Below are 14,888 nucleotides of genomic sequence, written 5' to 3' on the forward strand. Positions count from 1 at the left end.
AGCGCCCATGTCCGCCGAACGCCTGCCGCACGAAAAGGGTTTTCACGTCAGTTGGGACCAGATTCACCGCGACGCCCGCGCCCTGGCCTGGCGGCTGGATGGCAAGGGACCGGGCGAAGGCGGCACATGGAAGGCGGTGGTCGGCATCACCCGTGGCGGGCTGGTTCCCGCGATGATCGTCAGCCGCGAGCTGGACATCCGCATGGTCGATTCCATCAGCGTGAAGTCCTACCATTCGGGCGGCGGCAAGGCGGACCAGCGGCGCGAGGCACAGGTCATCAAGGCGCCGAACCCCGAGCTGATGGGCGATGGCACCGGCATCCTGATCGTTGATGACCTGGTGGATTCGGGCAAGACGCTGGAACTGATCCGCGGCCTTTACCCCAAGGCGCATTTCGCCTGCGTCTATGCCAAGCCCGAGGGCGAGAAACAGGCCGATACCTATATCACCAGCGTCAGCCAGGACACCTGGATCTTCTTCCCCTGGGACATGGCGCTGCAATACGTCCAGCCCTTCCGCGGCGCGGACTGACCGCTTCCTGTCGCCTGTCGGGCGCCCGTCGCGGGCGCAGACCCCAGGACAAGACGCGCAGCGCACGAGGAGTGCATGATGTCCCTGCCCCTGAATCCCGCCTTTGCTGCCACGGAACCCCCGCCGGTGATGGAGGCGCGGCGCTGGATCGCCGGCAAGAGCTTTGCGCCCGACCGCCCGCTGATCAATGTCAGCCAGGCGGCGCCGGTGGACAGCCCACCCCTGCCCCTGCGGCAGGCGATTGCCGAGGCGGCGCTGAACGACCCTGCCGCGCATCTGTATGGCCCGGTTCTGGGCCTGCCCGCGCTGCGCGAGGAAATCGCGGCGCAATGGTCGGCAGCCTATGGCGGCACGATCCGCGCCGATCAGGTGGCGATCACCCAAGGCTGCAACCAGGCCTTCACCGCCGTCATGGCCACGCTGGCCGGTCCGGGCGATGAGGTGATCCTGCCGACGCCGTGGTATTTCAACCACAAGATGTGGCTGGACATGGCATCCGTAACCACGGTGCCGCTGGACACCGGCGCGACGCTGATCCCCGAGGCCGCGGCGGCAGAGGCGCTGATCACGCCGCGCACCCGCGCCATCGTGCTGGTCAGCCCGAACAACCCCGGCGGCGTGGAATATCCGGCCGAAACGCTGGCCGCCTTCCGCGATCTGGCCCGCGCACGCGGTCTGGCGCTGATCGTGGACGAAACCTATCGCGATTTCGACAGCCGCAGCGGCCGCCCGCATGACCTGTTCACCGCGCCGGACTGGGATGAGGATTTCATCCAGCTTTACAGCTTTTCCAAAGCCTACCGCCTGACCGGGCACCGGGTCGGCGCCGTGGTTGCCGGCACGGCGCGGCTGGCCGAGGTGGAGAAGTTCCTGGACACCGTGGCGATCTGCCCCAGCCAGTTGGGCCAGATCGGAGCGCTTTGGGGGATGCGGAACCTGTCGCAATGGGTGGCGGGCGAGCGAGACGAGATTCTGGCCCGCCGCAAGGCGATGGTCGAAGGGTTCCATGCGCTGTCCGGCTGGAAACTTCTGGGCTGCGGCGCCTATTTCGCCTATGTCGAACACCCGTTCGACATGGCCAGCGATGCGCTGTGCAAGCGCCTGGTGGATGACTGCGCGCTGCTGATGCTGCCGGGCACCATGTTCCAGCCCGAGGGCAGCGCGGCGGGGCGGCGGCAGATCCGCATTGCCTTTGCCAATGTCGATGCCGCCGGCATTGCCGAGATGTTCCGCCGTCTGGCCGCGTTCCGCGCCTGACGGCGGCGCACCACCGGGTCACGGGGCCGGGATTGCGCCGCCCGGCCATCTTGCCCCGCGCCCCCCTTCCCTCTAGACAGGCGGGCAAAGTTTCCCGCACAGGCGCATCCCATGGCCAAGACCACCGACGACGAAGCCAAGAAACCCGTCAGCCGCGGCCAGAAAACGGCGGCCTGGCTGATGACCGGGATGCTGATCCTGGGCCTTGGCGGCTTTGGCGTGACGAATTTCGGCGGCAATGTCAGCTCGATCGGGTCGGTCGGGGACATCACGCTGTCGGTCGATGACTATGCCCGCGCGGTGCGGCAGGAAGTGGCGGCCTTCTCGGCCCAGCTTGGCAGTCAGATTCCGGTGTCCGAGGCCATCGGCTTTGGCTTGGACCGCAAGGCGTTGCAGGGGCTGGTGACACGGGCCGCGCTGGATGACGCGGCGCTGAAGATGGGGCTGTCGGTTGGCGACCAGACGGTTGCGGCCGAAGTGCTGAAGATCAGCGCCTTTCAGGGCACGAGCGGCACCTTCGACCGTGCCGCCTATCGCCAGGTGTTGCAGCGCGAAGGTCTGACTGAGGCGGCTTTCGAGGAAAGCGTGCGGCGCGACGTGGCGCGCAGCCTGTTGCAGGGCGCGGTCGCCGGCGGCTTTGCCGCGCCCGAGGCGCTGACCGAAACGCTGTACAAATGGATTGCCGAACGGCGCGGCTTCGCGATGATCCGCCTGACCGAGGCGGATCTGGCCGCCCCGGTCCCGGCGCCGACGGATGACCAGCTCAAGGCCTATTACGACGCCAATATCGCGGCCTTCACCCACCCCGAGGCCAAGCGCATTGCCTATGCCGCGCTGCTGCCCGAGATGATCGCCAAGGATCAGCCGGTGGACGAGGCCGCGGTGCGCAAGATGTATGACCAGCGGATTTCGGAATTCGTGGTCCCCGAGCGGCGGCTGGTGGAACGGCTGGTCTATCCCGATCAGGCGGCGGCCGATGCGGCCAAGGCCAAGCTGGATGGCGGCGCCACCTTCGACTCGCTGGTGGCCGAGCGCGGGCTGACGATGGATGCGGTCGACATGGGCGATGTGTCGAAGCCGGACCTTGGCGCGGCGGGCGACGCGGTGTTTGCCGCGGCCGTGGGCAGCGTGGTGCCGGCGACAAGCGACCTTGGCCCGGCGCTTTTCCGGGTGAACGGGGTGCTGGACGGCGAAGAGACCAGCTTTGACGAGGCCAAGGACGGCCTGTCGGAAGAGCTGCGGATGGATGCGGCGCGGCGGGCGATTTCGGACAAGGTGGAAGAGATCGACGACCTTCTGGCCGGCGGCACCTCGCTGGAAGACCTCGCCCGCGAGACGGGCATGGAATATTCGACGCTGGACCATGTGGTCGGACAGCAGGGCGAGGCCCCGCTGGAGGGGTATCAGGCGTTCCGGGCGGCGGCCGACAAGGTGAAGGACGGCGATTTCGCCGAGGCCGTGGTTCTGGAAGACGGCGGCGTCGTGGCGCTGGAATTCCTGGAAACCGTGCCGGCGGCGCCGATTCCGTTTGACGAGGCGAAAGAGAAGGTTGCCGAAAGCTGGCGCGAGGCCGAGGTGAAGAAGGCCCTATCGGCACAGGCCATTGCCTTCAAGGCGGCGGTGGAAGGCGGTGCCAGCCTGGGCAGCTTGGGGATTGTCGACCAGACGCCGGAAATTTCGCGTGATGGCTTTGTCGAAGGCGCGCCGCAATCGCTGCTGCCGGCGGTTTTCACCATGGCCGAAGGCGAGGTACGGGTGATCGAAGAGGGCGATTTCATCGCGCTGCTGCGGCTGGAAACCGTGAAACCGGCCGAGGCCACCGGCGAAGAGGCCGATGCCCTGCGCGCAGCACTGCGGGCGCAGATCGAACAGGCGATCTCGCAGGATGCCTTTTCCGCCTTTGCCACGGCTGTTTCGGCAGAGGCCGGCATTACCCTTGACCAGACCGCCATCAACGCCGTGAATGCGAGATTGCAATGACGATGCTGCCCTCCTTCGACGCCTTTGAAAAAGCCTGGGCCGAAGGAAAGAACCAGTTGGTCTGGACCCGGCTGGCAGCCGATCTGGATACGCCGGTCAGCCTGATGCTGAAACTGGGCGAAGCGCGGGCCGATACTTTCGTGCTGGAATCCGTCACCGGCGGCGAGGTGCGGGGGCGTTATTCGATCATCGGCATGAAGCCCGACCTGATCTGGCGCTGCAACGGCACGCAAAGCGAGATCAACCGCGAGGCGCGGTTCGATTCCGGCGCCTTCCGCCCGCTGGACGGTCACCCGCTGGACACGCTGCGCGCGCTGATTGCCGAAAGCCGGATCGACATGCCCGAGGGGCTGCCGGCGGTATCGGCGGGGCTGTTCGGCTATCTGGGCTATGACATGATCCGGCTGGTGGAACACCTGCCCGATGTGAACCCCGATCCGGTCGGCCTGCCCGATGCGGTGCTGATGCGGCCTTCGGTCATTGCGGTGCTGGACGGGGTGAAGGGCGACGTGACGCTGGTCGCCCCGGCCTGGGCCGGGTCGGGCCTGTCGGCGCGGGCGGCCTATGCGCAGGCGGCGGAACGGGTGATGGACGCGCTGCGCGATCTGGACCGCGCCCCTGCGGCCGCCAGCCGCGATCTGGGCGAATCGTCGCGCGTGGGCAACCTGCGGTCGAACTTCACGCATGACGGCTACAAGGCCGCGGTCGAGAAGGCGAAGGATTACATCCGCGCCGGCGATATCTTCCAGGTGGTGCCCAGCCAACGCTGGGCGATGGATTTCGCCCTGCCGCCGTTTGCGCTCTATCGTTCGCTGCGGCGGACCAACCCTTCGCCCTTCATGTTCTTCTTCAACTTCGGCGGCTTTCAGGTGGTGGGCGCCAGCCCGGAAATCCTGGTGCGTCTGCGCGACGGGCAAGTGACGATCCGCCCCATTGCCGGCACCCGCAAACGCGGCGCGACCGAGGAAGAGGACCGCGCACTGGAGGCCGATCTGCTGGCCGACCAGAAGGAGCTGGCCGAACATCTGATGCTGCTGGACCTGGGCCGCAACGATGTGGGCCGGGTGGCGAAGATGGGCACGGTGCGGCCGACCGAGAAATTCATCATCGAACGCTACAGCCACGTCATGCACATCGTATCGAACGTGGTGGGCGAGATCCGCGAGGGCGAGGACGCGCTATCGGCCCTGCTGGCGGGCCTGCCCGCGGGCACCGTCTCGGGCGCGCCCAAGGTGCGGGCGATGGAGATCATCGACGAGTTGGAGCCGGAAAAGCGCGGCGTCTATGGCGGCGGCGTGGGCTATTTCGCGGCGAATGGCGAGATGGACTTCTGCATCGCGCTGCGGACGGCGGTGCTGAAGGACGAGACGCTGTATATCCAGGCCGGCGGCGGCGTGGTCTATGACAGCGACCCGGAAGCCGAGTATCAGGAATCTGTCAACAAATCCAACGCCCTGCGCCGCGCTGCCGAGGATGCGGGCCTGTTCGTCCGCCGCGGCAACGCCTGACCCGTGATCCTTGATGCGCGGCCGCAGTAGGCCGCAGTCCTTTCATCTCGCCTCTGCGCGCAAGCGCGCAACCGGCTCGGGCCTGCCTACGGCGGGGATGTTTTCGGACAGATGAAAGACCGGGGCGCGCACCATCCCCTTTCATCTGTCCTTAAATATCCCGGGGGTGCGGGGGCAGCGCCCCCCGCGAAGGCCAGCCAGATGCGCCGCCCCGCAGGATCAGCCCGTCAGTCGACCGTCAGAACGGCCGTGACCGGGGCCAGCGCCACCGTGGCGGCGCGGCCTTCCACCGCCCATTCCAGCAGCGCGGCCACGGTTTCGGGACGCGTGTGGCCGACGACCGTGACCCGCCCCTCTTGCGCGGCCTTGAAGGCGGCGCGGTCAAGGGCGCGGCGGATGGCCGGGGTGGGTTCCCCGGCGGCATCGAGGCTGCGGAAGATCACCGCCGCCGGCACATCCTCGCGCCGGGCCACCTGATCCGCGGCGTTCAGCCCTTCGTCCCAGGTCACAAGGCCCCTGCCCTGCGCGCCCAGCACCGGCACCACGGCGGCGGCCAGGGTGCGGTCAGACTGGAAGCTGCGGCCCGGCAGGTCCATCACCGCCACCGCTTCGGGCAGCGTCTGCCCCATCACCTGGAACGCCTGTTCGACATCGCTTGGCACGGCGCCCTTGGGCAAGGCAGTGGCCAGAAGGATCACCTCTTGCCCGGCGGCGCGGTAGGTTGCGGCGCGGTCGGCGGCGCCTTCGGCCATCGGGTCCAGCGCGAAGGTCACCGGGAAAGGCAGCGCGGCCAGCGCGGCGCGGTCAAGGCCGGGTTCGCCCGTGTCGATCAGGATGATGGCCAGCGCGGGCTTGCCGGCGGGGTTGTCGAAGGGCCGGGCAAAGGCGCGGACCGGCGGCTGCGGCCCGTCCGCCAGCGCGGCGGCTGCGGAAGGCGCGGGATCGCCAATGCGTGGCAGGCGGTCGGTCGCGATGCCCTCGGCGCCGGGCAAGGCTGGTGCCGGGGCCAGGGTGCCCTGCCCGACAGGGGCGGTGTCGGCGGGCGTGTCGGTTGCGGCGGGTGCCGGTTCAGGCGCCGGTTCGGGGGCGGTTTCGGGGGCCGCACCATCGGCCAGCATCTTCTCTTCCTCGGGCGTCAGGGGCGGCGGGGCCGGAAGATCGGGCGCGGGCGGCGCGACTTCGGCCTGCGGCGACGCCGGACCGGCGGGCGGCGTGGCGGCAATGGAACCGGGATCGGCGGGGTCGGGAACCGGAACGCCGGGGTCAGCGGCGGCGGGAGGCACGGGCGCGGCCGGAAGATCGGCAGGCGGGGCCGGTTGCGCTGCGGGCTGCGATGAAGGCTGCGGCGGCGTTGCGGGGGGCGTCGCCGCGGGGGCTTCGGCGGGGCTTTCGGTCAGGGCGGCCGTATCGGGCAGCGGGGGGGCCGGCGGGGTGGTCGCGGTCGCGGACCCGCCTGCCGGACGGGGCGAGGTCAGCGAAGCGGTCGCCAGAAGCGCCGCACCCAGCAGGCCACCAAGCGCTGCGCCCTGAAGAAACCGTCCGATCACCCCTGCCTCCGTTCCTGCCTGATGCGCCTGCCCCGGCGCCGGACACTTGTTACCGCGATCCTGCCTGACCCGCGGGCTGGCCCCGCCGAATCGGCTTTGGTCCGTTCCGGGCCTGCGTTGCCGGGTTGTGCCGCAGGCATCGCAAGACCGACAGCCCCTTATAGCCTGCGCCGGGCGCCGCTTCACCCACTTTCCCACCCTGCGACACCCCGGACGGTGCGGTTCCGCCGAGGTGTTGCATTCGCCGCCCTGTGCCGTGCCCGCACGGGCGATTGACGCCGGGGGTGGAAGCGGGTCAGGCTGACGGCGCATTCCGGTTGCAGACAGGTCATTTCGCCATGCCGCTTTCGCCCCGCTTCAATGTCGGCCTGCATTATCTGCGCGCCGTTGCGGCGGCCCCCGAGACACCCGCCGTTCTGGGGGGCGAGGCGACGGTCAGCCATGGCCAGTTGGCCGAGGCGGCGCTGGCGGTGGCGCTGGGGCTGCAGGAGCGCGGCCTTGGCGCGCGCGCCACGCTGGCGGTGCGGACCGCCGATCCCGCTGTGGCGCTGGCCACGCTGCTGGCCACCGCCATGCTGGGGGCCCGCTGGGTGTTTGCGCAGGGCGATCTGGTCACAAGCGGGCGGTTGCCGATCAACATGGTGCTGGATGACGGCAGTCTGGAGGGCGCAGCGCCGAAGGGTGCGGTGATGCTGGAGGCGGGCTGGTTCGCGCCCCGGACGGGCGGCGGCGGGCGGTTGCCGTTCGACGGCTTCCGCGACCCCGAGGACATCTGGATGATCAGCCAGACCTCGGGCACCACGGGCACGCCCAAGCTGGTGGGGTTGCCGAACCGGGTGCTGGTCGCGCGGATCGAGGCCAATGCCGCGCGGCTGGACTGGCGCGGGCTGCGGCTGGCCAGCCTGTTTCCGGTCGCCGCGCCGATCTGGCTGACCTATGCGCTGACCACGCTGCTGCACGGCGGATCGGTGCTGGCCGCCACGCCGCCCGAGGGCTGGGCCGCGGCGGGGGTGGGGTTTGCGCTGGCCTCGCCCGCGCAGGCGCAGCGGATGCTGGCGGGGCTGACGCTGCCGCGACGGCTGCCGAAGGTGCAGCTTTCGGGCGGGCCTGCCCCCGAGGCATTGGTGCTGGCGCTGCTGCGGTCGTTCGAGGAGGTCTGGGTCGGCTATGGGTCGACCGAGGCGTTCAATGCGCTGTCGAACATCAAGACGCTGGGGCCGGACGGGCAGATCGCAAGCCGCACCGAGCTTGCGCCGGGGGTGCGGATCGAGGTGGTCGATGCCGCGGGCCAGCCGCTGCCCGACGGGCAGGAAGGCCAGATCCGGGTGCGCAATCCCTTTCTGGCGCCGGGCTATCTGAACGCGCCCGAAGCCACGGCCGCCAGTTTCCGCGATGGCTGGTTCCATCCGGGCGATCTGGGGCTGTGGGATGCGGCGGGCGGGTTCCACATTTCGGGGCGGGTGAACGAACAGTTCAACCTTGGCGGTCAGAAGCTGAACGCGCCGCTGATGGACTTTGCGCTGATGGCGGTGCCGGGGGTGCGCGATGCGATCTGCTTCATGCTGCCGGGCCATGAAGGGACAGAGGCCCTGCGCGCCTTCCTCAGCCTCGACCCGGCGGCGGATGTGACCGAGGTTCTGGCCGGGGCGCGGCTGGCGCTGATGAAGCTGGGCGGGCTGCCGGCGGTGCCCAAGCGGTTCCTGTTTGCCGAAACGCTGCCGCGCAATGCCAATGGCAAGGCCGACCGCCGCGCCTGCGTGGCAATGGTGGAAAGCGGGCGCGCGCTGCGGCAGGCCCGGGCCGGCAGACCGGAGGCCGGAGTTTGATCCGTGAAATCAAAGCTGATTCCGGTGTGAAATTTGGCCGGAAAAGCGCTGTTGCACATGGGTCGCGTGGGGCGATCTTGTCGCAACCCTGACGGTATTTTCCTTTGCAGAACCGGATTCGCGGTCTAGGCTGCCAATATATTTTTAGAAACAAAGGGGTTTGAGGATGTCAAAGAGTGAAATGACACTGCGCCTTGTCACCAGTGGCGCGGCAGTGATTGCAGGTTCTGCCGGTCTGGCGCAGGCGCAGGATGTGGGTGGCTTTTACGGCGGTGTGGGCATTTCCATGCCCTCGGGCGACGGCACGTTCTACGGCGGCAGCGATACCTATTCCATCGACAATGGCGCGCTGGGGTCGATTTTCGGCGGCTACAATGTGGTGACCGGCAGCGGTCTGGTCTATGGCGGCGAACTGGCGCTGACCCAGGGCGGCACCATTGGCGGCGACAGCTATTACAGCGACACGTTCAAGCTGGGCACCACGATCGACCTGAAGGCCCGTGTCGGCAAGGTGTTCGGCACCACGCTGGTCTATGGCGCGCTTGGCTATTCGAAAACCTCGATCGAGGACGAATACGGCTATGACTATGGCGATGTCGATGGCGTCAGCATCGGGGCCGGCTTTGAAATGCCGATCAGCGACAACGGGTTCATCGGCGGCGATGTGACCAAGCGCAACCTGAACCCGACCGGGTCCGGTCAATACGGAATCCCGACTTCGGAATATGTCGATGGCGTTGACCTGACCACCGTCTCGGTTCGTCTGGGCTTCCGCTTCTGACCTGCCCCACAAGCGGGCGGTATGACATCGAAGGGCTGCGCGGGGTTCGCGCGGCCCTTTTCCTTGCGCGTCGCGCCTAGGCTTGCAGGAACAGCCGCCGCAGCCGGGCGCTGTCGATCTTGCCGGTATCGGTCAGCGGAAATTCCTGCAGGCGCAGCGCACGGGTGACGCGCAGGCCCTTGAAGGGGGCCAGGGCGGCAGTCAGCTCGGCCTCGGACACCGGGCGCGGCGCGCGATAGGCCACGCCAAGACGTTCCAGACCGCCGGCATCGGCCAGCACCACAGGCTCTGGCGTCATGCCGGGAAAGGCCTGCGCCAGCACCTGCCGCACGGCGGCCAGCGAGAACTTGTTGCCGCCGAAATTCACGATGTCCTTGGTGCGGCCGATGATGAAATAGGCGTCGCCTTCCCGCCGCAGAATATCGCCCGGGAAGAACCAGCCGTCGATGAAGCCGCTGCGGCGGTCGTCGCTGTCGGCGAGATACTGGCGCGGCAGGCTGCCCGAGACCGGACGAAACCCGACAACGCCTTCGCTGGCCTGCGGCAAGGGGGTAAGGTCATGGTCGAAGAAGCCGATCTGCAGATCGGGGCGGCGGAATTCGCCCAGATAGTTGTCGGGGCGCGGGGTGGCGGGATCGTAGATCCAGCGGAAACAGGGGCCCAGCTCTGCCGAGCCATAGCCCAGATGCAGCCGGGCGGGGCAGATCGCGGCAAAGGCGGCCAGAAGCTGCGCACCGGCCTGCGCCCCGCCGACGCGGATGTCGCGCAGGCCGCGCAGGTATTGGCCGACCTGCGGCTGTTCCAGCATCATCTGCAACACGGCGGGCGAGGTTCCCAGTGTATCGACATGGTAAAGGTCGATCCAGGGCAGCGCATTGCCCGAACCTTCGGTCAGCGCCACGACCGAGCCGCCCGAAAGAAGCGTCTGCAAGATCAGCGACATCGACCAGCCCGAATGGCAAGTCAGGGTGGACAGCACCCGGCGCGAGGACAGGTCCACCGCCCCCCAGAAGGCGCTGCGGTCGGCATCGGCCAGCCGGTCGGCCTCGGTCGAGCGGATGAACTTGGGCGTGCCGGTGGTGCCGGACGAGCGGTAAACGAACATGCCCCCGCCCCCGCTGGCAGCGGTGAAATCGGGCAAGGGCAGCGTGCCCATGTCGGAAAACCAGTCCGGCCCGATCACGAACTGCCGGTCTTCGGGCAGGCCGGGGATGGGGTCGGTGGTCAGCACCCGGTCGAAGGCCAGACCGGCGGCCCGCACGGGTTCGGGCACGGAAAAGATCACGGTCAGATCACGCAGCGACAGCAGCAGGCACAGGGCAAGGCACAGTTCGGGCCGGCGGCTGGCCATGACAAGCGTCTGCCCGGGCCGCAGCCCGCGGGTGGTCAGTTGAACGTCCAAAAGATGCACCAGTTGCAGGATGTCATCATAGGACATCTGGCTTTTCTCGGTCAGCAGCGCGATCTTCTGCGGGTTGTCGCGCGCCCTGCGGGCAAAGGCGGACATCAGGGTCATCACGGTTGCGCTCCGGCAGGGGACATGCAGGCACAGGTTGCCTGACAGGGCACAGGCGTCAACCCCTGCGGGGGCCGCCGATGCACCCGCAGAAAGTGTTGTTTCGTGCAAGAGACACGCCTAAGCTGCCGCGCGAGGCAAGAGGCATATGACCGCCAGTTTTTCCACGGCCTTTGAAGAGAGCAGCCGCGCCCATGCGGGCCGTGTCGCCACGCTGGACGCGGCAGGGGGTCCGGTCAGCTTCGAAAACCTGTTCTACACCATGATGGCCTTTGCCGAAGCCTTGCAGGACCGGGGTGTCGGGCCGGGCGATCTGGTGGCGGTGCATGTGACCGATGCCATTGCCGGATCGGCGCTGCGGCTGGCCTTGCTGCGGATCGGCGCCACCGCGATGGGGCGCTGCGCCCCCGAAGGCGGCGAAGGCTATCGCCCCGACTGGCACCTGATCACCGAAGGCACGGCCGCCACCGGCGGGCGCGACATCGCGGTCGGGCGAAGCTGGGTCCGGTCGCCGCGGCGATGGGTGCCGGCGACGGCGGGCGGCGCGATGATCCGCAGCACCTCGGGCACGACCGGGGTGCCGAAGCTGCGGCGGATCACCGATGAAGGGCTGCTGGCCCGCATCACGCGCGGGTCAGACTGGCGCGGTCGCCCGGAAGGCGCGGTCTTCATCGGCTATGCCACGCCATCAGGCCCGTTCTTCAACCACATGGGGCGGGCGCTGCTGGGCGGGGTGATGCAGGTGCATCCGCGCGACGATGACGCGGCCTCGCTGGCGCTGATGGAGGCGGCGGGGGTGACGGCGGCGTTCCTGTCACCCTGGAACTTCCGCCGGATGGTGGCGGCGGCCGAGGCGGGGGCGATGCGGCCCCGCAGCCTGCGGCGGATCATGGTGGGCGGCGGCGAGGTGGCGCCCGATCTGGCGGCGCGGGCCGAGGCGCTGTTCGGGGCCGAGGTGGTGCTGGGCTATGGCAGCAGCGAGACCGGGTCGATCGCGCATACCCGCCCTGCCCTGCATCGTGATGTGCCCGGCTATGTGGGCCCGGTTTACGACGACATGGCGTTCCGCCTGTGCGCCGAGGACGGCAGTCCGGCCGATCCGGCGACAGGGGGCGAGCTGTGGTTGCAGGTGCCCGAGCCGATCCGGCTGCACGATTTCCCCTCGGGCCGGCCGCTGGCCGATGCCGAAGGCTGGGTGGCCACCGGGGATCTGTGCCGCATCCTGCCCGATGGCGGGCTGCAATTTCTGGGCCGCCGGTCAGAGCTGCTGAACATCGGCGGCACCAAGCGCGCGCCGCATCTGTTCGAGGCGCTGGCGCGCGGCTTTCCCGGCGTGGCCGATGTGGCGGCGTTCCGGCTGCCCGAACCGGGCGGCGGTGACCGGCTGGGGCTGGCGGTGGTGCCGGGCCCGGGCTTTGATGCCACGGCGCTGGCCGCGCATCTGACCGTCCATCTGGGCGCCCGCTGCCCGTTCGACATGGTGGTGCGGGACGCCATTCCCGTCACCCCCGCCGGCAAGACCGACCGGCGACGATTGAGCGACGAGCATGTTTCACAAAGCCCGGAGAGTGTTGCGCCGGGCTGATTTTCAAACCGATGAGGAACGACCATGCCGATTGGCCCCAAGGTTCTTGCCAGTGTCCTCTGCCTTGCCCTGCCCTCAATTACATTGCCCACCCTTGCCGCTGCCGAGACGCTGACCCTTCAGGTTGGCTATGGGCCCGGCGGATCTTATGACGAAGCGGCGCGGCTGCTGGCCGACCATATCGGGCGCCACCTGCCGGGCACGCTGACGGCGGTGGTCGAGAATGTGCCCGGTGCGGGCAGTCTGAAGCTGGCGAAGATGATCATGCAAAGCCCGGTGACGGATGGCAGCACGATTGCCACCGTCAGCTCGGCGCTGGCGCTGCTGCCGGTGTTCGACCCCGACAATACCGCCTTTGATCCGCGGGTGGTGCCCTATCTGGTCAGCATGACCAATTCGGCGTCCTACTGCATCACGCCCAAGGCTTCGGGTATCGACACGCTGGACAAGTTCCTGACCGAAAGTTTCAAGGTGGGCGCCACAGGCAAGGACAGCACGACCTATACCTATCCGGCCGCGATCAGGAACGGGCTGGGCGCGAAGTTCGATATCGTGACCGGGTTCGAAAGCGCGACCGAGGTTGATCTGGCGATGGAACGCGGCGATGTGCAGGCGCGCTGCGGCATTGGCACGACAACGCTGTTCAAGGGCGACATGATGCAGCGTTACAACGTGATCGTCGAACTGGCGACCGAACCGAAGCATGAGATCGAGGGCGTGCCCTTCCTGCTGGACCGCGCCCCGGATGCGGCGACGCGGGCGGCACTGACGCTGGTGCTGTCTTCGGGCACGATCCACATTCCCTTCATCGCCCCGCCCGCCACCAGCCCCGAGGCGCTGGCCAATCTGCGCGCGGCCTTTGCGGCACTGGCCGGCGACGCCGCGTTCATCGCCGCCGCCAAGGCGCAGGGCTTCACGCTGATGATGACGCAAGGCCCCGAGGTCGAGGCGATGATCCGCGACTTGCTGGCAACCGATCCGGCGGTGCAGGACAGGGCGCGGGCGCTGGTGCAGTAGCGCCGGGCCGCGCGGGGCCGATGATGGACGCGCTGCTGATCGCCCTTGGCGCGTTGATGGAGCCGGCACGGCTGCTGTTGCTGGTGGCCGGGGTGGTGTTCGGTCTGGTGATCGGGGTCATTCCGGGCATCGGCGGGCTGTTCGGGCTGACCATCCTGATTCCGCTGACCTATACGCTGGACCCGGTGGCGGCGTTTGCGCTGCTTCTGGGCATGGCCTCTGTCACCACCACGTCAGACACGATTCCGGCGGTGCTGATCGGGGTGCCGGGCACGGTGGGGGCGGCGGCCACGGTGGTGGACGGGCATCAACTGGCCAAACAGGGGCAGGCCGCGCGGGCGCTGGGGGCGGCCTATTCGGCCTCGCTCATCGGGGGGCTGTTCGGGGCGCTGCTGCTGGCGCTGGCGCTGCCGGTGATGCGGCCGCTGGTGCTGTTGCTGAACTTTGCCGACCTGTTCGCCATCACCGCCTTCGGCCTGACGCTGGTGGCGATGCTGGCCGGGCGTGACCCGCTGAAGGGGATGGTGGCGGCGCTGGTCGGGGCGCTGGTCGCCTTTGCGGGGCTGGACCCCTATGAAGGCGTGGCGCGCTGGACCTTTGGCGAGGTCTATCTGTGGGACGGGGTGCCGACGGCGATTGTGTTTCTGGGCCTGTTCGCGGTGCCGGAACTGGCCGGGCTGCTGGCACAGGGCCGGATTCAGGCGGCAGGAGCGCCGACAGACCCCGGCGGGTTGCGGCGCGGCATCGGCGACACGTTGCGCAACCTGCCGCTGGTCTTGCGCAGCGGAGGCTTGGGCGCCTTGCTGGGCGCGGTGCCGGGGATTGGCGTGACCGTGATCGAATGGGTGGCCTATGGCGATGCCGCCCGCCGCCCCGGCAAGGGGCCGGCCTTTGGCGAAGGCAATATCCGGGGCGTGATCGCCCCCGAAAGTGCCAACAATGCCAAGGAAGGCGGATCGCTGTTGCCGACGCTGGCCTTCGGTATTCCCGGATCGGCCCCGATGGCGCTGCTTCTGGGGGCGTTCACCCTGCACGGGCTGGTGCCGGGGCCTGACCTGCTGCGCGACGAGGCGCCTTTTGTGGTATCGCTGGTGCTGACGATTGCGCTGGCGAACCTGATCGGCGCGGGCCTGTGCCTGATGCTGACACGGCCGCTGGCGCGGCTGGCGCTGGTGCCGGCGCCGGTTCTGGTGCCGGTGGCGCTGGCCTTCGTGGTGCTGGGGGCGTTCCAGACCACCCGCGACCCGCGCGATTTCGCGGTGCTGCTGGTGTTCTCGGCGCTGGGGCTGGCGATGAAACGCTACGGCTGGTCACGGCCCGCGCTGACGCTGGGGCTGGT

General features: G+C 68.6%; 11 protein-coding genes. 9 read left to right on the forward strand and 2 right to left on the reverse strand.

Features of this window, described 5'->3' with window-relative positions; all coding sequences use genetic code 11:
* Positions 1-7 precede the first annotated feature (7 nt).
* From gpt to trpE, 4 genes are all read left to right on the forward strand, one after another.
* Positions 8-532, forward strand: a complete 525-nt coding sequence (gene gpt / locus C5F44_RS14670) for a xanthine phosphoribosyltransferase (protein ID WP_107674297.1) — start codon at positions 8-10, stop codon at positions 530-532.
* Between the two features lie 78 nt (positions 533-610).
* Complete coding sequence (locus C5F44_RS14675; RefSeq protein ID WP_107674309.1) at positions 611-1,789, forward strand: aminotransferase; 1,179 nt, start codon at positions 611-613, stop codon at positions 1,787-1,789.
* A gap of 111 nt (positions 1,790-1,900) precedes the next feature.
* Positions 1,901-3,769, forward strand: a complete 1,869-nt coding sequence (locus C5F44_RS14680) for a peptidylprolyl isomerase (RefSeq protein WP_107674298.1) — start codon at positions 1,901-1,903, stop codon at positions 3,767-3,769.
* The gene (gene trpE / locus C5F44_RS14685) at positions 3,766-5,277 is read left to right on the forward strand and encodes an anthranilate synthase component I (RefSeq protein WP_107674299.1); all 1,512 of its coding nucleotides are present in this window, start codon (positions 3,766-3,768) and stop codon (positions 5,275-5,277) included. The genes C5F44_RS14680 and trpE overlap by 4 nt, the downstream gene beginning before the upstream one ends.
* A gap of 227 nt (positions 5,278-5,504) precedes the next feature.
* On the opposite strand, the gene C5F44_RS18180 is transcribed toward trpE, so the two are convergent.
* Positions 5,505-6,824 carry a divergent polysaccharide deacetylase family protein gene (locus C5F44_RS18180; protein ID WP_107674300.1) on the reverse strand — a complete coding sequence of 440 codons (1,320 nt, stop codon included), beginning with the start codon at positions 6,822-6,824 and terminating at the stop codon, positions 5,505-5,507.
* 338 nt (positions 6,825-7,162) lie between these two features.
* On the opposite strand from C5F44_RS18180, the gene C5F44_RS14695 reads away from it, so the two are divergent.
* Together C5F44_RS14695 and C5F44_RS14700 are read left to right on the forward strand one after the other, a co-directional pair.
* A complete protein-coding gene (locus C5F44_RS14695) occupies positions 7,163-8,650 on the forward strand; it encodes a class I adenylate-forming enzyme family protein (protein WP_107674301.1) in 1,488 nt (495 codons plus the stop codon).
* 181 nt (positions 8,651-8,831) lie between these two features.
* Positions 8,832-9,431 (forward strand): outer membrane beta-barrel protein, encoded by a 600-nt coding sequence (locus tag C5F44_RS14700; RefSeq protein ID WP_164681883.1) that lies wholly within the window; start codon positions 8,832-8,834, stop codon positions 9,429-9,431.
* A 76-nt stretch (positions 9,432-9,507) separates the two neighbouring features.
* Here C5F44_RS14700 and C5F44_RS14705 read toward each other — a convergent pair whose 3' ends face one another.
* Positions 9,508-10,947 (reverse strand): AMP-binding protein, encoded by a 1,440-nt coding sequence (locus C5F44_RS14705; RefSeq protein WP_107674303.1) that lies wholly within the window; start codon positions 10,945-10,947, stop codon positions 9,508-9,510.
* Positions 10,948-11,095: 148 nt separating this feature from the next.
* On the opposite strand from C5F44_RS14705, the gene C5F44_RS14710 reads away from it, so the two are divergent.
* The 3 genes from C5F44_RS14710 to C5F44_RS14720 form a co-directional block, all read left to right on the forward strand.
* The gene (locus tag C5F44_RS14710) at positions 11,096-12,532 is read left to right on the forward strand and encodes a class I adenylate-forming enzyme family protein (protein WP_107674304.1); all 1,437 of its coding nucleotides are present in this window, start codon (positions 11,096-11,098) and stop codon (positions 12,530-12,532) included.
* A 24-nt stretch (positions 12,533-12,556) separates the two neighbouring features.
* Positions 12,557-13,549 (forward strand): type 2 periplasmic-binding domain-containing protein, encoded by a 993-nt coding sequence (locus tag C5F44_RS14715; RefSeq protein ID WP_146161960.1) that lies wholly within the window; start codon positions 12,557-12,559, stop codon positions 13,547-13,549.
* Positions 13,550-13,572: 23 nt separating this feature from the next.
* Positions 13,573-14,888 (forward strand): tripartite tricarboxylate transporter permease (locus tag C5F44_RS14720; RefSeq protein ID WP_107674306.1); only part of this gene is annotated, 1,316 nt, incomplete at its 3' end.

Source organism: Fuscovulum blasticum DSM 2131 (assembly GCF_003034965.1).
In the GTDB taxonomy this organism is placed as follows: Bacteria; Pseudomonadota; Alphaproteobacteria; order Rhodobacterales; family Rhodobacteraceae; genus Pseudogemmobacter; species Pseudogemmobacter blasticus.